The sequence below is a fragment of the Microbacterium shimangi genome (assembly GCF_043556445.1).
Classification (GTDB): domain Bacteria; phylum Actinomycetota; class Actinomycetes; order Actinomycetales; family Microbacteriaceae; genus Microbacterium.
Map to the genome: position 1 here is coordinate 1 of NZ_JBIGII010000002.1, position 24,905 is coordinate 24,905.

At 69.5% G+C, this 24,905-nt stretch carries 21 protein-coding genes; 12 read left to right on the forward strand and 9 right to left on the reverse strand.

Features of this window, described 5'->3' with window-relative positions; genetic code table 11:
* Positions 1–96 precede the first annotated feature (96 nt).
* Both ACFXQA_RS00515 and ACFXQA_RS00520 read left to right on the forward strand, forming a co-directional pair.
* A complete protein-coding gene (locus ACFXQA_RS00515; RefSeq protein ID WP_394517831.1) occupies positions 97–1,557 on the forward strand; it encodes an LPXTG cell wall anchor domain-containing protein in 1,461 nt (486 codons plus the stop codon).
* Positions 1,558–1,600: 43 nt separating this feature from the next.
* Positions 1,601–2,215 (forward strand): acetate uptake transporter family protein, encoded by a 615-nt coding sequence (locus ACFXQA_RS00520; protein WP_394517832.1) that lies wholly within the window; start codon positions 1,601–1,603, stop codon positions 2,213–2,215.
* Between the two features lie 119 nt (positions 2,216–2,334).
* On the opposite strand, the gene ACFXQA_RS00525 is transcribed toward ACFXQA_RS00520, so the two are convergent.
* The 5 genes from ACFXQA_RS00525 to ispG all read right to left on the reverse strand — a co-directional run bounded on the left by ACFXQA_RS00525 (position 2,335) and on the right by ispG (position 8,596).
* Positions 2,335–4,089, reverse strand: coding sequence for a proline--tRNA ligase (locus tag ACFXQA_RS00525; RefSeq protein ID WP_394517833.1), 1,755 nt, complete (start codon positions 4,087–4,089; stop codon positions 2,335–2,337).
* 56 nt (positions 4,090–4,145) lie between these two features.
* Entirely contained in the window at positions 4,146–5,399 is a 1,254-nt protein-coding gene (locus ACFXQA_RS00530; protein WP_394517834.1) for a hypothetical protein, read from the reverse strand.
* Positions 5,396–5,929, reverse strand: coding sequence for an RNA polymerase sigma factor (locus tag ACFXQA_RS00535; protein WP_394517835.1), 534 nt, complete (start codon positions 5,927–5,929; stop codon positions 5,396–5,398). The genes ACFXQA_RS00530 and ACFXQA_RS00535 overlap by 4 nt, the downstream gene beginning before the upstream one ends.
* A 242-nt stretch (positions 5,930–6,171) precedes the next feature.
* On the reverse strand, positions 6,172–7,371 hold the full coding sequence (locus ACFXQA_RS00540) for a benzoate/H(+) symporter BenE family transporter (protein ID WP_394517836.1): 1,200 nt from the start codon (positions 7,369–7,371) through the stop codon (positions 6,172–6,174).
* A gap of 73 nt (positions 7,372–7,444) precedes the next feature.
* The gene (gene ispG, locus ACFXQA_RS00545; RefSeq protein WP_394517837.1) at positions 7,445–8,596 is read right to left on the reverse strand and encodes a flavodoxin-dependent (E)-4-hydroxy-3-methylbut-2-enyl-diphosphate synthase; all 1,152 of its coding nucleotides are present in this window, start codon (positions 8,594–8,596) and stop codon (positions 7,445–7,447) included.
* Positions 8,597–8,789: 193 nt separating this feature from the next.
* On the opposite strand from ispG, the gene ACFXQA_RS00550 reads away from it, so the two are divergent.
* On the forward strand, positions 8,790–10,715 hold the full coding sequence (locus ACFXQA_RS00550) for a chorismate-binding protein (protein ID WP_394517838.1): 1,926 nt from the start codon (positions 8,790–8,792) through the stop codon (positions 10,713–10,715).
* Between the two features lie 194 nt (positions 10,716–10,909).
* Here ACFXQA_RS00550 and ACFXQA_RS00555 read toward each other — a convergent pair whose 3' ends face one another.
* Positions 10,910–12,235 (reverse strand): M50 family metallopeptidase, encoded by a 1,326-nt coding sequence (locus ACFXQA_RS00555; protein WP_394517839.1) that lies wholly within the window; start codon positions 12,233–12,235, stop codon positions 10,910–10,912.
* A 100-nt stretch (positions 12,236–12,335) separates the two neighbouring features.
* Between ACFXQA_RS00555 and ACFXQA_RS00560 the strand changes: the two genes are divergently transcribed.
* The 3 genes from ACFXQA_RS00560 (at position 12,336) to ACFXQA_RS00570 (ending at position 15,506) form a co-directional block, all read left to right on the forward strand.
* The gene (locus ACFXQA_RS00560; protein WP_394517840.1) at positions 12,336–12,935 is read left to right on the forward strand and encodes a hypothetical protein; all 600 of its coding nucleotides are present in this window, start codon (positions 12,336–12,338) and stop codon (positions 12,933–12,935) included.
* A 107-nt stretch (positions 12,936–13,042) separates the two neighbouring features.
* Positions 13,043–13,750: a YcnI family copper-binding membrane protein gene (locus tag ACFXQA_RS00565; RefSeq protein WP_394517841.1), complete on the forward strand. Its 708-nt coding sequence runs from the start codon at positions 13,043–13,045 to the stop codon at positions 13,748–13,750.
* A 97-nt stretch (positions 13,751–13,847) separates the two neighbouring features.
* Positions 13,848–15,506: a Mur ligase family protein gene (locus ACFXQA_RS00570; protein WP_394517842.1), complete on the forward strand. Its 1,659-nt coding sequence runs from the start codon at positions 13,848–13,850 to the stop codon at positions 15,504–15,506.
* A gap of 193 nt (positions 15,507–15,699) precedes the next feature.
* Here the strand turns inward: ACFXQA_RS00570 and dxr are convergent, their stop codons facing one another.
* Both dxr and ACFXQA_RS00580 read right to left on the reverse strand, forming a co-directional pair.
* The gene (gene dxr / locus ACFXQA_RS00575) at positions 15,700–16,785 is read right to left on the reverse strand and encodes a 1-deoxy-D-xylulose-5-phosphate reductoisomerase (RefSeq protein WP_394517843.1); all 1,086 of its coding nucleotides are present in this window, start codon (positions 16,783–16,785) and stop codon (positions 15,700–15,702) included.
* Between the two features lie 31 nt (positions 16,786–16,816).
* On the reverse strand, positions 16,817–17,767 hold the full coding sequence (locus ACFXQA_RS00580) for an FKBP-type peptidyl-prolyl cis-trans isomerase (RefSeq protein WP_394517844.1): 951 nt from the start codon (positions 17,765–17,767) through the stop codon (positions 16,817–16,819).
* Positions 17,768–17,967: 200 nt separating this feature from the next.
* Between ACFXQA_RS00580 and ACFXQA_RS00585 the strand changes: the two genes are divergently transcribed.
* From ACFXQA_RS00585 to dhaM, 4 genes are all read left to right on the forward strand, one after another.
* Complete coding sequence (locus tag ACFXQA_RS00585) at positions 17,968–18,669, forward strand: lysophospholipid acyltransferase family protein (RefSeq protein WP_394518059.1); 702 nt, start codon at positions 17,968–17,970, stop codon at positions 18,667–18,669.
* A gap of 98 nt (positions 18,670–18,767) precedes the next feature.
* Complete coding sequence (gene dhaK, locus ACFXQA_RS00590) at positions 18,768–19,760, forward strand: dihydroxyacetone kinase subunit DhaK (protein WP_394517845.1); 993 nt, start codon at positions 18,768–18,770, stop codon at positions 19,758–19,760.
* Position 19,761: 1 nt separating this feature from the next.
* Entirely contained in the window at positions 19,762–20,400 is a 639-nt protein-coding gene (dhaL, locus tag ACFXQA_RS00595; protein WP_394517846.1) for a dihydroxyacetone kinase subunit DhaL, read from the forward strand.
* A complete protein-coding gene (dhaM, locus tag ACFXQA_RS00600) occupies positions 20,397–21,125 on the forward strand; it encodes a dihydroxyacetone kinase phosphoryl donor subunit DhaM (protein ID WP_394517847.1) in 729 nt (242 codons plus the stop codon). Before dhaL ends, dhaM begins: the two co-directional genes overlap by 4 nt.
* A gap of 6 nt (positions 21,126–21,131) precedes the next feature.
* Here dhaM and ACFXQA_RS00605 read toward each other — a convergent pair whose 3' ends face one another.
* Positions 21,132–22,103: a sugar-binding transcriptional regulator gene (locus ACFXQA_RS00605; RefSeq protein WP_394517848.1), complete on the reverse strand. Its 972-nt coding sequence runs from the start codon at positions 22,101–22,103 to the stop codon at positions 21,132–21,134.
* Positions 22,104–22,226: 123 nt separating this feature from the next.
* Here ACFXQA_RS00605 and ACFXQA_RS00610 point away from each other — a divergent pair, with 123 nt between their 5' ends.
* Together ACFXQA_RS00610 and ACFXQA_RS00615 are read left to right on the forward strand one after the other, a co-directional pair.
* Positions 22,227–23,951 carry a glycerol-3-phosphate dehydrogenase/oxidase gene (locus ACFXQA_RS00610; RefSeq protein WP_394517849.1) on the forward strand — a complete coding sequence of 575 codons (1,725 nt, stop codon included), beginning with the start codon at positions 22,227–22,229 and terminating at the stop codon, positions 23,949–23,951.
* A gap of 122 nt (positions 23,952–24,073) precedes the next feature.
* Complete coding sequence (locus ACFXQA_RS00615) at positions 24,074–24,829, forward strand: MIP/aquaporin family protein (RefSeq protein ID WP_394517850.1); 756 nt, start codon at positions 24,074–24,076, stop codon at positions 24,827–24,829.
* The last annotated feature ends 76 nt before the right edge of the window (positions 24,830–24,905 follow it).

Genomic DNA, 24,905 nt, shown 5'->3' on the forward strand with positions numbered 1-24,905 from the left:
CCGAAACTTTTTGGTGCAAAAACCCCCCCCCCCCCCCCCCCCCCCCCCCCCCCCCACACACCCCGCGTACGCCCTACGCCGCCGAGGTCCTGCCCCATGAACTCCCTCCTGACGAAAGCGACCACCGCTGTGGTGGCCGCGCTTTTCTCCCTTTCGCCGCTCGCAGTTTCGTCGGTGGCGTCGGCCCAGACGACGCCGACGCCTCCCACCCCTGCACCCGCAGACTCGCCGACCGCCACATCTTCGGTGACCTGGTCGGTGCGGCCGGGCACCGCCTGCGGCCCCGATGGCCGCTCCTGGGTCGAGTGGGAGGGCGATCCGGGCTCCGATCGCGTCGAGTACCTCGTGGTCGACAATCATGGCGACGAGCCGGTCGACTTCCGACTTTCGGCGGCCGACGGCTACTTCACCGAGACGGGGCGGTTCAACATGCTCCCCTCCGATCGACCCTCCACCGACGCCGGCACCTGGATCGCCCTCCCCGAGACGGTGTCGGTCGCTGCGAAGTCCTCGGAGATCGTGCCCTTTCAGATCACGGTGCCCGCGGACGCGACCCCGGGCGATCACCCCGCGGGCGTGGCCGCCAGCATCCACACTCCCGGGACGGACACCGTCGGTGTGGAGTCCCGAGTCGGCTTCCGCGTGATGACGCGGGTGACCGGCGAGCTGCGCACCGAGGCGTCGGCGTCTGTCACAGGAACTTTCACCGGGTCGGTCAATCCGTTCGAGCCCGGATTCATCGACATCGCCTACTCGATCACGAACACCGGCAACACGCGGCTGCGAGCCGCTCCGCTCGCCGTCGTCTCGGGCCCGTTCGGCCTCGCCGCGAGCGAACGGGCGGGCGAGGAGATCGCCGACATCGCGCCAGGCGAAACGCGTGCCGGCACTCTTCGCGTCGCCTCGGTATGGCCGCTCGCCTGGTACGACGTCCGCGTCGAAGCGACCCCGGTCGCGGTCAGCGACGACGTCGCGGTCGCGGAGGCCGTGCCGGTGGCGGCCTCGGCGACCCTGATCGCCCTCCCGTGGTCGCAGCTGGCCTTTCTCGCCATCGCCGCCCTGTTGGTGGCCTGGTACCTGCGTCAGCGCCGCCGAGACCGCCGCAAGACCGCCGAACTGATCGCCGCGGCCCGCGCAGAAGGGCGCCTCACCGCACCCGCCGAGCCTCCGCACGCGGCGGACGCCGCAGCGCCGGACGCCGCGCTCGCGGCCGCCTCCTCGCGCCGAGCAGCTCGCTCCGCGGCCCGGGTCATCGCCGCACTCCTGATCGGCGGGGCGCTCTTCGCGGGCGGCGTCACCGCCTCGACCGACGCGTCCGCCGCCTCCCCCACCGAGGATCCCGGGGTCGAAGTGAACGTCGAGATCTCGCCGCTACCGGTACCCGAGCCCTCGACCACTCCCTCCGCGACGCCGACAGCAACTCCCCCCACCGTTCCCCTCCCCGCCACCGGAGCGGGCATCGACCCGGCGCTTCCCGTCGTGGCGGGCGCGCTCCTGGCCGTCGGCGTGCTCGCCGTCGTCCACCGTCGCCGGAATGCCCCGCTCGCGGGAGACTGACTGCCCCCCGCGCGGGGGCACACACCGTGCGTTACCGTCGAACGTGTCCTCCCCTCTTGCGCTTCGCCTCGCACGTACCCCATCCACGGCCGATCCCGGGCTCATCGGGCTTCTCGGCTTCGCCATCGCGACCCTCACCGCCCAGCTCGCGCACCTCGGTGTGCAGAACGAGAGTTCGGTGTTCTGGGTCGGCGCGATCTTCGGCGGGGTCGTGCAGATCATCGCGGGCATGCTGTCGTTCGCGATCGGCGACGACTTCCACTTCCTGGTGTACAACGCATTCGGCTGGTACTGGCTCTGCATGCCCGGCTTCCTCCTCGGCGGAGAACTGGGCTTCTTCGAAGTCGCCGGCCCCGCACGGGGCGTGTTCACTCTCATGTTCGCCGTACTCGCGGTGCTGTTCGCGTTTCCCGGTGCGACCCACAACTCCGTACTGCCGATCACGCTGCTCTGCGTCTCCGGTGGCCTGTTGCTTCAGTCCGTCACGGCGTTCGGTGGCGCCGAGGCGCTCGGCGCCGCCGGGTCGATCCTGTTGATCGCCGCATCCGGCCTTGCGACCTACATGCTGGCCGAGAAGTTCATCCGCCGCACGATGGGCCGCACGACCGTTCCGCTGGGCCGCCCGTGGTTGCGCGGCTCGACCGACCCCGAGTCCTGACCCGCGCGGCGCGGGCCGCGCCGAAGGTCGGAGATAACGCGGAGGTAGGACGTTTCCGGCGGATCCGTCCTACGTCCGCGCCATGTCCTACGCCCGCGACGCCGGCGGTGGGCCGGAGCTCAGGAACGCAGGCGGGCGACCGCTTCGGAGGCCGGGACGACCTCGCGGTCACCGGTACGGCGATCCCATAGCTCGACCTCGCCGTCGGCTGCACCGCGGCCGACGATGACGATGCGCGGCACTCCCACGAGCTCGGCGTCGCCGAACTTGACGCCCGGCGAGACCTTCGGGCGGTCGTCGTAGAGAACGTCGAAGCCGGCGGACTCGAGATCATCCGAGAGCGACGCAGCCAGCTCGAAAGCGGCAGCATCCCGTCCGGTCGCCACGACGTGCACGTCGAACGGCGCGACCGATGCGGGCCAGATGAGGCCCTTCTCGTCGTTGTTGAGCTCGGCGATGATCGCGAGAATGCGGGTGACGCCGATGCCGTACGAGCCCATCGTGACCGTCACGAGCTTGCCGTTCTCGTCGAGCACCTTGAGCCCCAGCGCCTCGGCGTACTTGCGACCGAGTTGGAACACGTGCCCGATCTCCATGCCGCGCGCGAGGGTCACCGGTCCCGAGCCGTCGGGGGCGGCGTCGCCTTCGCGGACGGTCGCGACCTCGATGAAGCCGTCGGAGGTGAAGTCACGCCCGGCCACGAGCGAGTGCACGTGCTTCTGGTCGATGTTCGCCCCGGTGATCCAGGCCGTGCCGTCGACGACGCGCGGATCGAGGAAGTACCGAATGCTGGTCGCCGACTCCTCGCCGAGGATCGGGCCGGTCTCGGACCAGGGTCCGATGTAGCCCTTGACCAGGAGTGGATTGCGCTCGAAGTCGTCGGTCGTGGCGGGTTCGACCGCGGCGGGGGCGAAAGCCACCTCGACGCGCTTGTCGTCGACGTCGCGGTCGCCCGGGAGCCCGACGACGACGACCTCGCGGGTGCCGTCGAGATGGGTGAGGGCGAGCACCACGTTCTTCAGCGTGTGCGCGGCGGTGTAGTCGCCCTCGAGCACGGCGTTCGCGTGGTCGACGAGCGTCTGGATCGTCGGGGTGTTCGGCGAATCGAAGATGACCGGCTCGGGGAGCCCGTCGAAGGGGATCGGCTCGGGCACGACGGTCGTGAACGCCTCGACGTTGGCGGCGTACCCTCCCTCCGAACGCACGAAGGTGTCTTCACCGATCGGGGTCGGGTGCAGGAACTCCTCCGACTTCGAGCCGCCCATCGCGCCCGCGTCGGCGGCGACGATGACGTACTCGAGTCCGAGCCGCTCGAAGATGCGCTCGTACGCGTCACGCTGCGCCTGGTACGACGCATCCAGTCCCGCGTCGGTCGCATCGAACGAGTAGGCGTCCTTCATCGTGAACTCGCGGCCGCGCAGCAGCCCCGCACGGGGGCGCGCCTCGTCGCGGTACTTGTCCTGGATCTGGTAGATCGACAGCGGCAGGTCTTTGTACGAGTTGTAGAGATCTTTCACGAGCAGCGTGAAGACCTCTTCGTGCGTCGGTGCGAGCAGGTAGTCGGCACCCTTGCGGTCTTTCAGGCGGAACATGCCGTCGCCGTACTCTTCCCACCGGCCAGACGTCTCGTACGGCTCGCGCGGCAACAGGGCCGGAAAGTGCACCTCGTACGCACCGGCGTTCGCCATCTCGTCGCGGATGACCGCCTCGATCTTCGCCTTGACCCGAAGGCCGAGCGGCAGCCAGGCGAAGATGCCCGGGGCTTGACGACGGATGTACCCGGCGCGCACCAGCAACCGGTGGCTGGGGACCTCGGCGTCAGCCGGGTCTTCGCGGAGCGTGCGGAGGAAGTAATGCGACAGACGTGTGACCACGAGTCGAGTTTACGGGCGGCGGATGCTGCGGCCGGCACAGCGATGCGGTTCCTCCCTCATCCGCGCACCGTCGCGACAATCGCACTCGCCACTTCCTGCACGATGGCTGCCCGCTCACCTTCGGGCGCATCGATCGGAAGCGAGTACCGGACCCAGTTGCCGTCCGCCAGCACGTCGACCGTGCAGGAGAAGTAGTCGCTCGACTCGCAAGACACGAGCGCTCGATCCTCGCTCGATGCGCCCGGGAGATCGAGCGGTGCTCCGACGGCGGCCCGCCGATAGGCCCACTCCCCGCCGGGCAACCATGTGACGACTCCGAATGACGGCCCATTCATCGGATCAGACCCGCTTTCGCTGTAGTAACACGGGGCCGCGCCCCACGCGTCGGAGATCATCCACGCGCGGATACCCCAGCCGCCCTCAGGGTTGGTGGTCTCCGCTGCGACAGCGCGGAAGGCGGAAGCGACTGCGGTGGATGGAAGAACGGCTTCACAGTCGCCGACGACAGGAGTGCTGCCCGTCGGGGGCAACCACGTTGGCTCAAGAATCTCTTCGCCGAGGAGCCGTTCGCGCACCGCCGCGACGGCAGTCTCACCCGAGTTGGAGCGCGCCTCGAGGTCGTCGACGGCCCCAGCCGGCTGCCCATCCACCTCAAGATAGGCGCCGCCCACCAGTTCGCACGGGAAAGCCGCGTCGCAGATATCACTTGATCCGAGAGTCGCTTCTCGATCCTCCAGTGCCCCCGCGGCATCCGGAACAATGATGACCGTCGCCCACCCGGTACCTGCCGCAGGCGACGCACCGTACTCGCAGTAGAGCGCGCCCGCCTGTGCGAATGCGTACTCGGCGGGGCCCGAAAGCCAGCTGGCCTGCCCGACAAGGTCTGGCATCTCCGATGCGACAGGCGGCACCGCCCCCTCAAAGAAAACGGAGACATCTTGGGCGATGTCGTTGCACCCGAATGAGAAGCGCGACGTCGGATCAGCCGCGATGCGCTCCGCTGCCGGAGTCGTCGGGGCCAGCGTCGGGGTGCGACTGGGCGTGGGTGCTGGCGTAGAGGTGGGCGTGGGTGCTGGCGTAGAGGTGGGCGCCGCCGTCGGCGTCGCGATCGGCTCGGCCCGCTCCCCCATCCGGAGGAAGTTCGCCGCCCCGACCGCACCGGCCGAGAGCCCCGCGACCAGCACGACGGCGACCGTGGTGGTGATGATCGCGCGACGGTGGGCCCCGACGGGCTTGATGCGCTTCGTACCGGCGACCAGGCGCGAGCGAAGGTCGTCGTGCTCGGCAGCGCTGAGCTGTTCGTCGTTCATGCCCATGACGCCTCCAATGACGTGATCTCGTCGCGCAGCTTCGCCTTCGCACGGGCGAGGCGGGACTTCACGGTCCCGACGGGGATGCCGAGGGCCTCGGCGGCGTCGCGCTCGGGGTATCCCTCCAGCACGGTGAGAACGAGCACGCTCTGCTCCTTCGCCGGCAGCCGCCGTAGCGCCGCCAGAATGCCGCTCTCGTCATGGGCCCCCGGGTGCTGATCCTCCCGAATCGGTGCTCGTTCGAGCAGCGCCGCATAGCGGCGCCCCGAACGCTCGAGGTTGCGTGCGCTGTGCGCCACGGTGTTGAGCAGCCACGGCAACGGCGAACCGTCGACGAGGCGCACCGACTCGCGCCGGCGCCACAGCTCGAAGAAGGCGATGGTCACCGCATCCTTCGCATCTTCCCTCGACGAGAGCAGGCGCTGGGCGTGGCGGAAGAGCCGCGCCTCGTGCCGGTCGAAAAGGGCGGCGAGGGCGGCATCGTCTCCGTCGCGGACTCGCGTCCACAACGCGGCGTCGTCTGTATCCACACCTAGTAGTGTCCGCGAACCACCGAAAGGTTCACGACGATCGACACCCCATGGTCACAGGTCGGTAACGGCGGCTTCTCCGCCGGCGGGCATCCGCCATTCCGCCTGGATGCCCCGTGGACGCGTCGACTGCGGACGGCGTTCGGCTGAGATCGAGGGGATTCCGAAGACTGAGGATGCCCCACGCTCGAAGCGCCCTCGTACTCCGAGGTCTCCTCAGAATCCGAGGGGCTGATGCTGCGTCAGCGCCGGCCGACGTGCAGCACCGCGCGGACGACGAGCCCCGCGGCGAGCGCCCAGAACGCCGCGCTGACGCCGGCGATGGCGATCCCCGAGGCCGCGACGAGGAACGTGACGACCGCGGGCAGCCGCTCCCCCGGGTCATCGATCGCCTGCTGGATCGCCGATCCGAATGCCCCGAAGAGCGCGAGACCCGCGACCGCCGCGATGACCCCGACCGGGGCGAGCAGCACCAGCGCCGCGAACGCCGCCGACAGCGCACCGAGCACGAGGTAGGACCCGCCCGCCGAGACACCCGCCACCCAGCGGCGCTTCGGATCGGGGTGGGAGTCGGGGCCTGCGGCGATCGCAGCGCTGATCGCACCGAGGTTCACGGCGTGACCGCCGGCCGTGGCCGCGAGCGCCGTACCGAGGCCGGTGACCAGCATCGCCGGACGCCACGGGATGTCGTACCCGAAGCTGCGCATCACCGCGACGCCCGGAACGTTCTGCGACGCCATCGTCACGACGAACAGCGGCAATCCGATGCCGATCACCGCGCCGACAGTGAGGGTCGGGGCGGTGAACTCCAGGCGGGGGAACAACGCCGCAGCATCCGTCCCCGCCCCCGTCCGGGCGAGCTCCACCGCGATCACCGCGATTGCAGCGAGGAACGCGAACGGCACCGCCCAGCGGGGCAGCAGTCGCGAGAAGACGAGCCACACGAGGATCACCGGCGCGACCCTCCAGGGATTCGCGACGAGGCCGCTGAACGGGGCGAGGCAGAGCGGCAGCAGCACCCCGGCGAGCATCGCCTGGGCGATGGAGGGAGGAATGCGCGCGATCAGCGCTCCGATCGGAGGAAACAGCGCGGTGAGCAGGATCAGCACCGCAGCCACCAAGAATCCGCCGACGGCGGCAGGCCACCCTCCCTCGACGGCCCCCGTCGCTGCGAGCAGTGCCACGCCCGGCGTCGACCACGCGATCGTGATGGGCATACGAAAACGCCACGCCATCACGATGCAGCCGATACCCGCAGCCAGGGTGATCGCCAGCAGACCGCTCGCCGCTTGCGCGGGGGTTGCGCCGACGGCCCGGAGCCCGGTGAGCACCACCGCGAACGTACTGGTGAACCCCACCAGCGCGGTGACGATCCCGGCGATGATCGGCCGAGAAAGCGACGCAGACGGCGACGGTGCGTGAGACGGTGGCGCAGCAGACATGAGACCGAACGCTACTGCACCCGATCCTTCCGCCGACAACCCGTGATTCGACCGATCGAATCGGCGAAAGGGGTCAGGCCGTGATGACCTGGGCCGTACCGAGAGCGGCGTCGGGGCCCATCTCCGCAGCGATGCGATTCGCTTCTTCAATGAGGGTCGCGACGATCTCGGACTCGGGCACCGTCTTGACGACCTGGCCCTTGACGAAGATCTGGCCCTTGCCGTTGCCCGAGGCGACGCCGAGGTCGGCCTCACGAGCCTCGCCGGGTCCGTTGACGACGCAACCCATGACGGCCACGCGCAGCGGGACGGTCATGTCTTTCAGACCCTCGGTGACGTCGTCGGCGAGCGTGTAGACGTCGACCTGAGCGCGACCGCACGACGGGCACGAGACGATCTCGAGCTTGCGCTCGCGCAGGTTGAGCGACTGCAGGATCTGGTGCCCGACCTTGACCTCTTCGGCGGGCGGGGCCGAGAGCGAGACCCGGATGGTGTCGCCGATGCCCTCCGAGAGGAGGATGCCGAACGCGGTCGCCGACTTGATCGTGCCCTGGAACGCCGGGCCCGCCTCGGTGACGCCGAGGTGGAGGGGCCAGTCGCCCATCTGCGCCAGCAGGCGGTAGGCCTGCACCATGATCACGGGGTCGTTGTGCTTCACCGAGATCTTGAAGTCGTGGAAGTCGTGCTCTTCGAAGAGGCTGGCCTCCCAGCGCGCGCTCTCGGCGAGCGCCTCGGGGGTGGCCTTGCCGTACTTCTCGAGGAGGCGCGGGTCGAGCGATCCGGCGTTGACACCGATGCGAAGGGATACGCCCGCTGCCTTGGCCGCCGCCGCGATCGAGCCGACCTGGTCGTCGAACTTGCGGATGTTGCCCGGGTTCACGCGCACCGCGGCGCAGCCGGCGTCGATCGCTTGGAAGACGTACTTCGGCTGGAAGTGGATGTCGGCGATGACCGGGATCTGGCTCTTCTTGGCGATGATGTGCAACACGTCGGCGTCGTCCTGGGAAGGCACGGCGACGCGCACGATCTCGCAGCCGGATGCCGTCAACTCGGCGATCTGCTGAAGCGTCGCGTTGATGTTCGTCGTCGGCGTCGTGCACATCGACTGCACACTGACGGGGGCGTCTCCTCCGACGAGGACCTTGCCGACCTTGATCTGGCGACTCTTACGCCGGGGCGCAAGAACCTGGGTGACACGAGGCATCCCTAAATTGACTGCAGGCACTCCCCCAGCCTACGCCGGGCGACCCGCCCAGAGGCCGAAAGGCGCGTGTGATACGTTCGGCGCATGTCCGCGAACCGTTCCTGGTGGCTCACCCTCTAAGCGGTGGGCGTTCGCACGTGACAGACCGCCCTCGAGGCGGTCTTTTTCGTTAGGCAGCCGCGTGGGGCGACCGCCCTCCGACGAAAGACCGATCATGACCGGCTCCGCTCCCCTCTCCCGCCTGCGACAACTCGCCGCGGGCACCGAATCGTTCGCGCTGATCGCGCGCGACGGCGACACCGTCGAGATCCTCACCGGCGACGTCGTCGACGTCGCCCTCCTCGCCGACATCCCCCTCACCGATCCGGCGGGTGTGGACCGGGAAGTGCTCGCTCTCGTGCCCTACCGTCAGGTCGTCGAGCGCGGATTCGTCTGCCGCGACGATGAGGCAGCGCTGCGCTGCCTCGTCGTCGACGAGCACCTCGCCGTGTCGCGCACCGACGCCCTCACCACGCTGCCTTCGGCGCCCGTGCCGTTCGAAGACGCCGGCTTCGACATTCCCGACGAGGAGTACGCCGAGATCGTCCGGCGGGTCATCGCCGACGAGATCGGCCGGGGCGAAGGCGCGAACTTCGTCATCCGCCGCGACTTCACCGCCCGGGTCGCCGCCGATGAGCGCACCGCCGCGCTGACATGGTTCCGCGCACTCCTCGAACACGAACGCGGCGCCTACTGGACCTTCGCGGTGATCACCCCGGGCCTCATCGCCGTCGGCGCGAGCCCCGAGGCGCATGTCATCGCCCGTGGGGGCGTGGTCACGATGAACCCGATCTCGGGCACGTTCCGCCACCCCGCGGGAGGAGCGACCGCCGAGACGCTCAGCGAGTTCCTCTCGTCGACGAAAGAGACCGAAGAGCTCTTCATGGTGGTCGACGAAGAACTCAAGATGATGAGCGCCGTCTGCTCCGACGGGGGCCGGATCACCGGGCCGCATCTGAAAGAGATGTCACGCCTCACCCACACCGAGTACGTCCTGCGCGGTCGCAGCCGGCTCGACCCGCGCGACATCCTCCGCGAGACCATGTTCGCTCCCACCGTCACCGGCTCCCCCATGCAGAATGCGTGCGCCGTCATCGCCCGCCACGAGCGCGGACCACGCGGGTACTACTCGGGGGTCGCAGCGCTCTTCACCCCCGCCGAGGCGACGGGCTCGCAGACCGGCGACGGTGCCAGCCACGATCTCGACGCGCCGATCCTGATCCGCACCGCCTACCTCGCCGACGGCATGCTGCGCGTCCCGGTGGGCGCGACGCTCGTGCGCCACTCCGATCCCGACGGCGAGGTGGGCGAGACCCACGGCAAGGCCGCAGGCGTTCTGGGAGCCATCGGGGCGATCGCCCGCGACGTGCCCGTGGCGCCGCATCCGACCGCCGATCCAGACGCCCCCACCGTCGAGCGGCCGTCTCTCGCCGACGACCCGGCAATCGCCGAGCTGCTCGCCTCGCGCAATTCGCGACTTGCGCCGTTCTGGATGAACCCGCAGGAGACAGAGAGCACCGGCCCGTTCGTCGGCCGTCGCGCGCTCGTCGTCGACGCAGAAGATCGCTTCACCACGATGCTCGCCCACCAGTTGCGCCACCTCGGGCTGGAGGTCTCGATCGTGCCGTGGGGCGAGGTCACCGACCCCCAGCTCGACGAGGCCGAGCTCGTCGTTTCGGGCCCCGGCCCCGGCGACCCGCGCGACACGGCGAGCGCCCGCATCCGCCGCATGCGCGAGGTCGTCGGCCGGCGGCGCGCCTCGGAGCAGCCGCTCCTCGCGGTGTGCCTCAGCCACCAGATCCTCGCCGATTCACTCGGCTTCGACCTGGCTCCGCTCGGTCGTCCGCACCAGGGCTTGCAGAAAACCGTCGACCTGTTCGGCGAAGCGGCCTCGATCGGCTTCTACAACACGTTCACCGCGAAGCTCGCGGAGACCGCACCGCCCGAAGACCTGGTGGAGATCGCGGCCGACGCCTCGACCGGCGACGTCTACGCGCTCCGCGGGCAGGGTTTCGCCTCGGTGCAGGGGCACCTCGAGTCGATCCTCTCGCGCGACGGCATGCGCACGCTCGAGCGACTGGTCGGCCACGCACTCTCCTGACCCGACCCGTTGCCCCGCAGCATCCGCCTCACCTTGCGCCGGCATGTCCCGATTTCCGCAACCCCGAGGCCCGATCGTTGCGGAATTCGGGACACGCCCTCGCCCATGTCCCACTTTCCGCAACGAAAGCAGTCGATCGTTGCGGAATTCGGGACACGCGCGTCCCGCCGAGCGCGTCAGCGGCGGGAGCGACCTCAGAGGATCGAGACGGGGTTGAACAGGTCGGCGAGGATGAGAATGCCGCCCATGCCGATCAGCAGCACGACCACGACGAACGTGACGGGCACGAGCTTCGTGGCGTCGACGGGCCTGCTGACGCGGTTGCGCGCCCTCGCCCACAGCCGCTTGATCCCGTCCCAGAGCGCAACGACGACGTGGCCGCCGTCGAGCGGCAGCAGCGGGATCAGATTGAAGACGAACAGCGCGATGTTCAGCGACGCGAGGAGGCCGATGATGCCGGCGGCCCGGTTCTGGATGGGTGCGTCGACGGCCGCGATGTCGCCGGCGAGGCGACCGGCCCCGACGACGCTGAGCGGACCGTTCGGGTCGCGCTCCTGCCCCGTGAACAGATCGACAGCGGTGTCGTAGACACGCACCGGAAGCTGCGTCATGATGCCGGCCACCGCGCCGACGTTCTCGAAGGTCATCTGCGGGCCGACCCAGATGGGCTGCGGAACGAGGGCCGTCTGCGAGGACACACCGGCGAAACCCACCTGCTCGGTCTCGACCACGCCGTCGTCGCCGACCACCGCGCGTCCGAGGTCGTCGGTGACCGCGCGGGTCGTCAAGGCCGGGGTGAGGGTGAGGGTCTGCTCGACCCCGTCCCGCGAGACCACGATCGACAACGGGCGTCCGGGGGACGCCTGGATGATGGCGGAGGCGTCGGGGAACGTCGCGACCGCGGTGCCGTCGACCGAGACGAGCACGTCACCCGGCAAGACCCCCGCTTTGGCAGCCGGCGCAGCCGGATCGTCGGGGGTGCAGTCCGTGCGACCGGCATCGGCGGGGATCACGCATTCGCTGACCGAGGCGATGGTGGTCGTCGCGGTCTGCACGCCGATCCCGCTGGCGAGGATCGCGAAGAGCACGACCGCCAGCAGAAGATTCATGACGGGCCCGCCGAGCATGATGACGACGCGCTTCCAGACGGGCAGCTTGTAGAAGACCCGGTCTTCGACCCCGACCAGGGTCTCGTCGTTCGCGGCCCGGGCGTCCTGCACCATCGTCACGAAGAGCGCCCGCATCCGGCCGGGGCGGCGCCCGCCTTCGGCCTCCCCGGGGGAGGGCGGGTACATGCCCGCCATCGAGATGTAACCGCCGAGCGGAATGGCCTTGAACCCGTACTCGGTCTCGCCGATCTTCTTCGACCACAGTGTCGGGCCGAAACCGATCATGTACTGACCGACGCGGAGCCCGAAGAGCTTCGCGGGAACGAGGTGTCCGATCTCGTGCAGCGCGATCGACAGGGCGAGGCCCACGACGAGCAGCACGACACCGACGACAAAGGCAAGGGCGGTCACAGCGATCACCGTACCCCCGGCACCCTTTGAATGGGCCGAGCGTGGACCCGCTCGGAGCCGCCATCACGATCCCCGGCGCATCGCGCGCTACCCTGGCCCGATGAGCAATCGGGCGGCGCGCGCATCACGCGGCGCCGTCTTCGCCGCCGTCGCCACGATCACCGCGGCCGCAGCCCACACCCTCGGCGGTGGGGCGCCCCCGTCTCTCCTCTACTGCGCGATCCTCTTCGCACTGGCCACGCCGCTCGCGGTCGCCCTCGCCTCCCCGCGTCCCGAACCGTGGCGCGCGGCCCTCGCGGTCGGCGCGAGCCAGCTCCTCTTCCACAGCGCCTTCGCGCTCATGGGCGACATCGGCGCGACGGCGGGCTCGATGATGTCGGTGACGCCGGGTCACGTGCACGACACGACGATGACGATGTCGGCGGATGCTGCGGCCCCCGTTTACGCCGATATGACCCTCTTGCACGTGCTCGCCGCACTCGTCACGATCGCGCTGGTCTGCCGTGGCGAGTCGGCGCTCGCGGCCATCGGCGCGTGGATGGTCCGGGCCGCCGCCGTGCCGGCCGGCAGCCCCCTTGGTCCCGGCGTTCCGCGGGGTGCCGGCTTCATCCCCGAGCCGCCCCCCGTCTCGTTCGTCTTCCCCCCCGGCCTCGGGCGCCGCGGCCCGCCCGCTTCTCTCCCCTCCCCCTCCGCCGCCTGAGTGCGGCGCTTCTCCGCTGCCCTCTGAGCAGCATCCGTTCCTTCGGCGACCGCCGCCTTCTTCGCACGTCCGTGCGCGCGGCATCGCCCGCATCCGAGAGAGAAACCATGTCTTCACCCATCCGCACCACCCGTACCCGCACCCGACTCACCGCAGGCCTCCTCCTCGGTGGCGCCCTCGTCGTCGCTCTGCCCCTCGCAGCATCCGCACACGTGCACGTCACCCCCGAGAACGCATCAGCCGAGGCCTCGACGACCCTCACCTTCTCGTTCAGCCACGGCTGCGACGACTCGCCGACCACGGGCATGATCATCGACATCCCCGAGGGCGTCACGAACGTCGTCCCCGTCGCGGACGCCGGCTGGAGCATCGCGCGCGACGTCGCCGAGAACGGCACCGTCACGCGGGTCACGTTCACCGCCGATGAGCCGATCGAGAACGGCATCAAAGGCGAGGTCAGCATCGACGCGCGGTTCAGCGAGCAGCTCGCCGAGAGCGACGTGCCGATGCCCGTGACGCAGTTGTGCGTAGCGGGCTCCACCGCCTGGACCGAGGTGGCCGTCGACGGCGGCGCCGAGCCGGAATCACCGGCGCCCGTCATCGCGGTCGGCGCTGTCGCCGCGGAGGACGAGCACGGCGGCGGGCACGATTCCGCCGCCGCCGACCACGACGAGACAGCGATCGCGGATGCTGCACCCGCCGCCGCGACGTCGACCGACCAGACCGCCCTGTGGCTGGGTGGAGGCGGGCTCGCCCTCGGCGCCATCGCGCTGATCGTCGCGGTTCTCGCCCTCGTGCGTCGCCGCCGGGCATAGCATTCCCGTCGCGGCTGCCCCGAGCGAGCGCGCCCGGGGCGGCCGCGACACCCCGCTTCCGGGGCTGTCTGCGCCCGGATGCCAGAATGGAGGCAACATGCCGACCGCTGCCTCGAACCTCCCACCCGTCCTCCGGCCCGAGCATCCGCTCGTCCGGAGTCTCGCCGAACTGGCCAGCCGGTTCGCCACGCGCGTCGACGGTGACACCTCCGCGACCACCCTCTCGGGCATCACGCTCGCGACCGCCGACCTCAGGCCGGGTGAAGCGTTCGTGGCGATCCGTGGCGGGAACAGCCACGGCGCGTCCTTCGCTGCCGAGGCCGCCGAGAAAGGCGCCGTCGCCGTCATCACCGACGACGAGGGCGCGCGCCTCGCCGCCGACACCGGGTTGCCGATCGTGGTGGTCGATGACCCCCGGGCGATGCTCGGCGATCTGTCGGCCTGGGTCTACGGCACCGGACCCGGCGACGCCCTCCCCGTTCTGTTCGGCACGACGGGAACGAACGGCAAGACGAGCGTCTCGCACCTGCTCGAGGGCATCCTCGCCCAGCTCGGAGTGGTCACCGGACTCTCCTCCACGGCGGAGCGGCACATCGCCGGGCAGGTCATCGTCTCGCGCCTGACGACACCCGAAGCATCCGAGTTCCACGCCCTTCTCGCCCTGATGCGCGAACGCGGCGTCGAAGCCGTCGCCGTCGAAGTCAGCGCGCAGGCGCTCAGCCGCCACCGAGTCGACGGCATCGTCTTCGACGTCGCCGCCTTCACCAACCTCTCGCACGACCACCTCGACGACTACGCCGACATGCGCGAGTACTTCGAGGCCAAGCTGCCGCTGTTCCACGCCGATCGGTCGCGCCGAGCAGTGGTGTCACTGGATTCGGCCGCGGGCGCGGAGGTCGCCGCGCGCGCCGAGGTTCCGGTCGTGACGGTGGCGACCCCCGACATCGCCGAAGACGCAGACGCGGCAGCCCGCGCCGACTGGGTCGTCGAGATCGTCGACGAACGCCAGGACGGCACCGAGTTCCGTCTGAACGGCAGCGACGGGCGCTCCCTGACCACGGTCGTTCCCGTCATCGGCCGGCACATGGCGGCCAACGCGGGCCTCGCCATCGTGATGATGCTCGAGGCGGGGTACGCGTGGGACGCCCTCATCGCTGCCCTCGACGGCAAGCGCATCGAGGCCTCCCTGCCCGGGCGCACGCAGCGCGTCTCGGGTGACCGCGGACCCGCCGTCTACATCGACTTCGGCCATTCGCCCGACGCCTTCGAGAAGACCCTCGCCGCCGTGCGTCGAGTCACACCGGGCCGTGTGCTGATGCTCTTCGGAGCCGATGGCGACCGTGACGCGACCAAGCGCGACGACATGGGGCGCACCGCGGTCGACGGCAGCGACATCCTCGTCGTGACCGATCACCACCCGCGCCGCGAGGATCCCGACAGCATCCGCACCACCCTCGTCGCCGCAGCCCGTCGGGCCCGGCCCGCCGCCGAGATCCTCGAGTTCTCCCCGCCCGAGCGCGCCATCTTCGAAGCTGTCGCCCTCGTCGGCGAGGGCGACGCGATCCTCTGGGCGGGCCCGGGGCATCAGGACTACCGCGACATCCGAGGCATCCGCACCCCGTACTCGGCGCGCGAGCTCGCCCGTCGCGCGCTCCGCGCCGCGGGCTGGCCGGTGCCGGAACCGACCTGGCCGGTGCCGTACCCCGCAGACACCACCCCGAGTTCAGACCCCGAGCGTCCCTTCGACTCCCCCTGAGCCACGCGCGTCCTGGGAGATCGTGACCTGAGCCTGTCGCGCCCTGGGCGGTCGCGCCCTGAGCCTGCATGTCCCGAATTCCGCAACAGATGGCGCCCATCGTTGCGGAAAGTGGGACATCAACCGAAGAATGTCCCCATTTCCGCAACGAATCAGTCCGATCGTGGCGGAATTCGGGACACGGAGGACGGCGTCAGGATGCTGCAGCGATCGCCCGATCGGCGGCCTCGCGCGCGCCGCGCTCCGCCTCGGCGAGCGACTCCCGCGTGAGGTGCTCCGGCGGCTCGTGCGCCTCGACCACGCGCTCGATGATCTCGACGATGCCGAGAAACGACAGACGCCCGTCGTGGAAAGCGTGGACGGCCTGCTCGTTCGCGGCGTTGAAGACGGCGGGGTAGGTGCGTCCCGCGCGCCCGACCCGCTTCGCGAGCGCGACGGCGGGGAAGGCCTCCTCGTCGAGAGGCTCGAAGGTCCACGCGGTGGCGGTGGTCCAGTCCAACGGGCGACCGACACCGCTGATGCGCTGCGGCCAATCGAGGCCGAGCGAGATCGGCAAGCGCATGTCGGGCGGTGAGGCCTGCGCGATCGTCGAACCATCGACGAACTCGACCATGGAGTGGACGACCGACTGCGGATGCACGACGACGTCGATCCTGTCGTAGGGCACGTCGAAGAGCAGGTGCGCCTCGATGACCTCGAGGCCCTTGTTGACGAGGGTCGCCGAGTTCGTCGTGACCATGCGGCCCATGTCCCACGTCGGGTGGGCGAGCGCCTCGACCGGCGACACCCCCGAGAGCGACGCGCGCGAGCGACCGCGGAACGGCCCGCCCGACGCGGTCAGAACCAGCCGTCGCACCTCGGCCGGGGTGCCCGACCGCAGGGCCTGGGCGATCGCGGAATGCTCCGAATCCACGGGCACGATCTGGCCGGGTGCGGCGATCGCCGTGACAAGATCGCCGCCCACGATGAGCGACTCCTTGTTCGCGAGCGCGAGCGTTCGTCCGGTCTCCAGGGCCGCGAGCGTGGGTCCGAGGCCCACCGAACCCGTGATGCCGTTCAGCACCACATCGGCTTCTACGTCACGGACCAGCTGCTCGGCCTCGACCGCCCCGAGCGCGGTGTGCTCCACCCCGAACTCGGTGGCCTGCGCCTCGACGCCGGCGCGGTCGCTCCCGGCGGCGAGCCCCACCACCTCGAAGCGGTCGGGGTTCGCTCTGATGACGTCCAGTGCCTGAGTGCCGATCGAGCCGGTCGATCCGAGAACGAGAACGCGCCGCATCCGCTCAGCCTAACGACACGCCGGATTCGCCTCAGGCCGCTGCGGCATGCTGCACGCCGAGGATGTCGACGACGAACACCAGAGTCTCGTTCTGGAGTTCGCTGGTCGCGTCAGCGCCGTAGCCGAAGGCCGGGGGAATGACCACGACCACCTGTGAGCCGACCTGCTGCCCTTCGAGCGCCTGACGGAAACCGTCGACGACGCCGTCGGTGCCGAACTGAGTGGGCGCACCGCGGTCCCAGCTGGAGTCGAAGACAGAGCCGTCCGAATATTTCACTCCGGTGTATTGCACGATGACCTGATCGCCGGGGGCGACAGTGTCACCGTCGCCCTGAATGAGGTTCTCGAGCTTCACCTCGGTCGGTGCTTCGCCCTCGGGGATGGTGATCGTCGGAGCGCCGTCGTCGCTCAGTTCTACCGTCGGCATGCCGTCGACGGGGGCAACCTCGGCGCCCGAGGCGCGGACCGGCAACTTCGCCAGAGCGTCGGCGACGAGAACGAAAGCCGCCGATCCCTCTCCGAGCGCGCCGTCGGGAAACACCGACACGGTTCGGGTGCCGACCCTGGCGCACTCGAGCGCGGCGCCGAAGATCTGTTGGGGATTCACGAGAGTGTCCATGCCGTCGGGGTCGCTCGAGAGAGTTTCGAGCTGCACCTCGCCGGTCGCGACATCGATCAGGGTGAAGTTGGCCTCGAGTACCTCGTTCTGCCCGATCGCATCGCCATCGCCTTCGATGACCGTCGAGCGCTCGAGGCCGGCGGGGGCGAAGCCGTCGGGGATCGTGACCGAGGGCTCCGCGGCGAAGTCGCCGGCGACCTCGATGCTGTCGGATTCTGCACCTGACTTCAGCTGCGACTCGCACCCGCTGACCGGGGCCTCACTGGTGGTTTCGGTCGCATCCGGGGTGCTCGCGGAGCACCCGGCGATCAGCAGGACCGCTGCGGCGGCGACGGACAGGGAAGCGAGCGGGCGGAAGCGCACGGGAGACCTCTCGAAAGACGAAGGGGAACACGCCCATCCTTCCCCATCGCGCCTTTGCCTGGGCTGTGAGGCCGCTCCGCGGGGACGGCAAGGGGGGCATGCCGGGTCGAGCATGAATTCGGAGGTAGCCTCGACGGGTGACCCCCGACGACGATGTCTCCCCGCGCGCCGAGGACGAAACGTCGCCGCCCGTCACCCGCATGGGCGCCACGTATGCACTCGGAAGACTCGTCGTCGCTCCGCTCGCGCGCATGATCTACCGGCCTCGGATCGAGGGCCGTTCGAACGTCCCCCGTACGGGCCCGGTGATCTTCGCGAGCAACCACCTGTCGTTCATCGACTCGATCGCGATACCGGTCGCCGCCCCCCGCCCGGTGCACTTCCTCGCCAAGTCGAGCTACTTCGAGAAGTGGGCCTCCCGCGAGTTCTTCACCGCCATCGGCGCGATCGCCGTCAAGCGCGGCGCCGGCCAGGCGGCGCTGGACGCGCTCGACCTGCAGCGCCAGCTCCTCGATGACGGCCGCGCCGTCGCCCTCTACCCCGAGGGCACCCGTTCACTGGACGGGCGTCTCTACAAGGGGCGCACCGGGGTTGCCTTCCTCGCTCTTCAGACCGGCGCCCCCGTCGTACCGGTCGGCCTGGTCGGCACCGACGTCGTCATGCCCGTCGGGGCGAGGTTCCCCTCGATGAGCGAGCGCATCACCGTGCGATTCGGCGAACCGCTCGACCTCTCCCGGCACGGTGCCGCGACGTCCGGCCGGGCCCGACGCCTCGCCACCGACGAGATCATGACCGCCATCCATGCCCTCTCCGGGCAGGAGCTCGCCGGTGTCTACAACGAAGTGCCGGCGCAGACTCCCATCGAGCGGATCAAGCGGGCACTGCCCTTCGAACGTCTCTGAGCGCTCGAGCGTCGACGCACCCTTGACAGGCCGAGCGGCGCGCGGGAGATTCTCCACAGGCCCGCGCGCAGACGCGCGGTGCGAATGGAGGAGTCAGCGTGAAGAAATTCATCAATGACCCGGCCGACGTTCTGGCCGAGGCTCTGCGCGGGATCCAGGCGGCTCACCCCGAGCTGCGGGTCGACACCGAGAACCGAGTGATCCTGCGCGGCGAGCCCACCCGAGCGGGCAAGGTCGCCCTGGTATCGGGCGGTGGGTCGGGGCACGAACCGATGCACGGCGGGTTCGTCGGTGTCGGGATGCTGGATGCGGCCTGCGCCGGCGAGGTCTTCACGTCTCCGACCCCCGACCAGATGCTCGCGGCGACGAAGGAGGTGGACTCGGGTGCCGGCGTGCTGCACATCGTGAAGAACTACACCGGCGATGTCTTGAACTTCGAGATGGCCGCAGAACTCGCGGCGGCGGAGGGGATTCGGGTCGAATCCGTCGTCGTCGCCGACGACGTGGCGGTCCAGGACTCCCTTTACACGGCAGGACGCCGCGGCGTCGGCACCACCGTGGTGCTGGAGAAGATCGTCGGTGCCGCCGCTGAGGAGGGCGCCGACCTCGACGCGATCCTCGCGCTCGCCGAGAGAATCAGCGGCAACGGGCGCTCGATGGGGGTCGCATTGACGAGCTGCACGGTGCCCGCGGCCGGAAAACCCACGTTCGACCTCCCCGAGGACGAGATGGAGGTGGGCATCGGCATTCACGGCGAACCCGGCCGTCGCCGCGTGCCGCTGGCCCCCGCCCGCGACATCGCGCGGCTGTTGGTCGAGCCGATCGTGGCCGATTTCGACGCGACGGGCCCGGCGATCGTGCTGCTGTCGGGCCTCGGCGGCACCCCGCTCATCGAGCAGTACCTCCTGTACGGAGAGATCGCCCCGCTCCTCGAAGAGGCGGGCGTGGATGTTCGTCGCTCGCTCGTCGGCGACTACATCACCAGCCTCGACATGGCGGGGATCGCCTTGACCGTCGTGAAGGCCGACGATGAGATGCTGCGGCTGTGGGACGCACCCGTCGTGACTCCCGGCCTGCGGTGGGGTGCGTGAGATGACCGGAGCCACCTCAGCCGATCTCGTCGATTGGCTCGTACGCTTCCGCGCACTCGTGAAGGAGCATCAGGGTGAGCTCACCGAGTTGGATTCGGTCATTGGCGATGCCGACCACGGCTCCAACCTCATCCGCGGAATGGATGCGGTCGTCGCCCGGGTCGGAAACGACACCTTGGTGACCCCGGCCGACCTGTTCAAGAACGTCGGAATGACCCTCGTCTCCACGGTGGGCGGAGCGAGCGGTCCACTGTACGGAACCTTCTTCCTGCGGTTCGGCGCGTCGGCCGGTGGCGCCGACACCCTCGACGCGAACGCGCTCGGTGCGGCGCTCCGCGCCGGTCTCGACGGTGTCGTCGCTCGGGGCAAGGCGGCGCCCGGCGACAAGACGATGGTGGATGCCCTCACTCCTGCCGCCGATGCGTGGGACGCCGCCGCCGCTGACGGCGCCTCGCCCTCCGACGCCGCAACGGCGGCGTTCGAGGCAGCCGAACGAGGACGCGACGCGACGATCCCTCTCGTGGCCCGAAAGGGGCGGGCGAGCTACCTCGGGGAACGCAGCGCCGGACACCTCGACCCGGGGGCGACGTCGGTCACCCTGCTCGTCGAGGCCCTGCGCGACGCCCTGGCGGCACCGTGATCGGCATCGTCGCCGTCTCGCACAGCGCTCCTCTCGCCCGCTCCGCCGTCGATCTGGCCCTGCAGATGGGCGGAGACGTGCCCCCGAGGATCGAGATCGCGGCCGGTATCGCAGACGGCGGATTCGGCACCGACGCCGTCACGATCGCGGCGGCCATCGACCGCGCGGCCGGTGACGACGGCGTCCTGGTGCTGATGGACCTCGGGTCGGCGATCCTCAGCGCCGACATGGCGCTCGACTTCACCACAGCGGACACCCGGGTGGTCCTCAGCGCGGCGCCGTTCGTCGAAGGCCTGATCGCCGCGGTCGTGCTCGCGGCCGCGGGCGCCGATCTCGACACCGTCGCGGTCGAAGCGCGCAATGCCCTCTCGCCGAAGCTCGAGCAACTCGACCCGCCCGGCACCGACGGCCCGGTCACCCCACCGGCGCGCACCGAGACGACAGCATCCGCGAGGTCCTTCGAAGCGGTGATCGAGAACCCTTCTGGGCTCCACGCACGGCCTGCCGCCCTTTTCGTGAAGGCCGCCAGCCGCCACGACGCCGATGTGACCCTGGCCGACCTCGACAGTGGGGCGGCCCCGGTCTCGGGGCGCAGCCTCATCGCGCTCATGGCTCTCGGAGTACACCCCGGAGCACGGGTGCGCGTCAGTGCGACCGGCCCCGAAGCAGAGGCGGCCATCGACGAGCTCCGTGCCCTGGTGGAAGACGGCTTCGGCGAGAAGTGACTCCGGTCAGCGCCCGGAGACCTGAAGCAGACGACGTGCGAGGGTCTCTTCGACGACCAGCTCGGTGATGATCCCGGCTGCGAGCGCCCCTCGGAGGGCGTCGAGCTTCGACAGGCTCGACACGACGCAGAACCGGGTGGGAATGCGACGCACGCTCTCCAGGTCGGGGCCGCTCGACCGGGCGTTCAGGTCGATGTCGTCACTCGACCCGTCGAGCCGGTAGAACACGGTCGCGCAGTCGCCGACCACTCCCGCCCGCTCGATGGCACGCAGATCGACATCGTCGAAGTAGTCGCCCGAGTAGACGTGCGACGGCACCTCGGCATGCGGCGAACCGAGTCCGAAGACGAACACGCTCACGCGTTCCTGAATGTCGCGCACGGCGCGCACCGACCTCTCGCGCCACATCGCCTCCTTCGTCAGGGGGTCATCGAACAGCGCAGGCACGGGGAACTGATGCACCGACGCCGACAAAGCCGCACCGAACCGGTCGAGGATCTCCGCGGCGTAGGGAATGCCCGAGGTCCGGACGTTCGCCGCCCCGTTCATCTGCACGATGTGACTGTCGTGCGTGGCCTTGGCCTGCAGGTGGCGGCCGACGACCGAGAGGGTGGCGCCCCACGCGATGCCGATGGTCATCGACGAATCGAGGCGGTTGGCGAGAATTCGTGCAGCCGACAGGGCCGTTCTTTCCAGGCGATCTGATTCGCTGATGCGCTCCGGAGTCGGCACCACATGCGCCGTGATGCCGAAACGCTCGGTGAGACGCCGCTCGACGAAGCTCCGCGCGTCCTGCGGGGAGTGAACGGCGATCGTGACGAGGCCCACATCCCGCGCGTGGGCGAGCATCCGCGATACCGACGACCGCGAAACACGCATCTCGTGGGCGATCGCGTCCATCGTGAGGTCTTGCAGATAGTAGAGCTGGGCGGCGCGGAGGGCGTCCTGCTCGCGGCTGGCCGCAGCATCCGTCGACATGGTTTCCTCTCGCGGCTCGACCCTGCGCCGGCCACGCGTCCATTCTGCACATTCGTGCACGACGGTTGCAAGGACGTTCATTGAAGAGCATGCTGTCGTTCGTACCCCACGAAAGGCCCCGCAGTGACTACGTCGACGCCGACCACCCCCGTCCGTCAGGATGTCCAGACCCTCCGCGATCGCGGAGAGGTGGACGTGCTCATCATCGGCGGGGGTATCAACGGCCTCGCCACTCTTCGTGATCTCGCCCTCCAGGGGGTGAGCGTCGCCCTCGTCGAGCGCGGCGACTTCGTCTCGGGTGCATCGTCGGCGTCGAGCCACATGGTGCACGGCGGCATCCGCTACCTCGAGAACGGCGAGTTCCGCCTCGTCAAAGAAGCCGTGACCGAGCGCAACGACCTCCTCAAGACCGCGCCGCACTACGTGCGCCCCCTCCAGACCACGATCCCGATCTACAAGACGTTCTCGGGCATCGTGAAGGCGCCGTTCCGACTGTTGATCACGCACGGACGCGGCAAGCCGAACGAGCGCGGCGCCGCGCTCATCAAGATCGGCCTCATCATCTACGACACCTTCTCGCGCGGGGGCGGGACGGTTCCCCGGCACAAGTTCGTCGGGCGCAAGAAGTCGCTGGCGGAGTTCCCCGAGATGAACCCCGGCCTGAAGTACACCGCGACGTACTACGACGCGTCGATGCACGACCCCGAGCGCCTGGCCCTCGATGTGCTCCACGACGGCATCGTCGCGGGCGACGGCCGTGCGACCGCCGTGAACTACGTCTCGGCGATCGGCTCGAGCAAGGGCGCGGTCCGCGTGCGTGACGAGCTGTCGGGCACCGAGTTCGACGTGCGTGCCAGGGTCGTCGTGAACGCGAGCGGTCCGTGGACCGACCTCACCAACACCGCGATCGGCACCCCTTCGACGTTCATGGGCGGGACGAAGGGTTCGCACATCGTTCTCGAGAACGCCGAGCTTCTCGAGGCCACCAAGGGACGCGAGATCTTCTTCGAGCACTCCGATGGTCGCATCGTTCTGATCTACCCACTGAAGGGACGCGTTCTCGTCGGCACCACCGACATCGACGCCGACCCCGCGAAGCCCGTCGTGACGACAGACGAGGAGATCGATTACTTCTTCGAACTCGTCAACCACGTGTTCCCCAAGATCGACGTCAACCGTTCGCAGATCGTCTACACGTTCTCGGGGATCCGGCCGCTTCCCCGCCACGACGACACGGCGCCCGGCTTCGTCTCGCGCGACTACCGCATCGTCAAGGACTCGCACGACGGCATGCCCGTGCTGAGCCTTGTCGGCGGCAAGTGGACGACGTTCCGTGCGCTCGCCGAGCACCTCAGCACGAAGACCCTCGAGGTCCTCGGCCGCACGCACCGCGTCGGCACGGCCGGACTCCCCATCGGCGGTGGCGCGGGCTTCCCGCGCAGTGCCGCGGCGCGTAAGCGCTGGGCCCAGTCCCACGCCGCCGGTCACTCCCCGGAGATCGTCGAGCGGATGCTGGTGCGCTACGGAACACGCGCCACCGAGGTGTTGGCCGCCCTCCCCGTCGACGCCGAGCCGCTGGAGCACGCTCCGGGCTACTTCCGCGAGGAGCTCGCCTACGTCGCCGCCACCGAGCAGGTCGTCCACCTGATGGACGTGCTGCTTCGCCGCACGGACATCGCGTTCGTCGGTGGCATGAGTACGCAGACACTCCGTGAGGTCGCCGAGGCCGTCGCCACCCCGCTCGGGTGGGACGCCGACCGTCAGGACGAAGAGATTTCCACCGCCACGGAGATCCTCCGCACGGCGCACCGGGTCGACTTCGAGGAGGTCGACACCGCTCGCGCATGATGCAGAAGCCGGGCGCGCAATCCGTGCGCCCGGCTCACCGGGACTCTAGGTTGCAGTTACGGTCGCCGCAGCCGTGCAACGAACGCGAAATGCGGCCTTCTCACTGAAAGGTCAATGACGACATGGAAGATGTAAACCTCGGGTTGTACTTTCTCTCCGAGACCGTCGGTACCGCGATGCTCATCCTGCTCGGATGCGGAGTCGTCGCGAACGTCGCTCTCACGAAGACGAAGGGCAACGCCGGCGGCACCCTCATGGTCAACTGGGGCTGGGGCCTCGCGGTCTTCGCCGGTGTGATCGTCTCGGCGTACTCCGGAGCCCAGCTGAACCCGGCCGTCTCGCTCGGTCTGCTGATCGCGGGAACGATCAATGGCGCCATGTTCGGCGTCGCCATCGCCGCACAGCTGCTCGGTGCGATCCTCGGTGCGGTGCTGACGTGGCTCGCCTACAAGCAGCACTTCGACGATGAGCCCGACCCCGCCAACAAGCTCGGTGTCTTCTCGACGGGTCCCGCCATCCGCTCCTACGGGTGGAACCTGGTCACCGAGATCATCGCGACCTTCGTGCTCGTCTTCGTCATCTTCGGATTCGCCGACTACGGCGTGGCAGACGTCGGCGTTCCGCAGGGCATCGGCGGGCTCTCGGCCGTGCCCGTGGCGCTTCTCGTTGTCGGCATCGGCGCGTCGCTGGGCGGCCCCACCGGTTACGCCATCAACCCGGCCCGTGATCTCGGCCCCCGCATCGCGCACGCGATCCTCCCCATCAAGGGCAAGGGCACCAGCGACTGGTCCTACGCCTGGGTTCCGGTCGTCGGCCCCCTCATCGGCGGTGCGCTCGCAGCCCTCGCCGCGCCCCTCATGCTCGGCCTCGCCGCGTGACCCACGGATGCTGTCGCATCGCGCCTGACGCGGCAGCATCCCCCCGCTCCACCTCTCACACCCGTCCTTCTAAAAG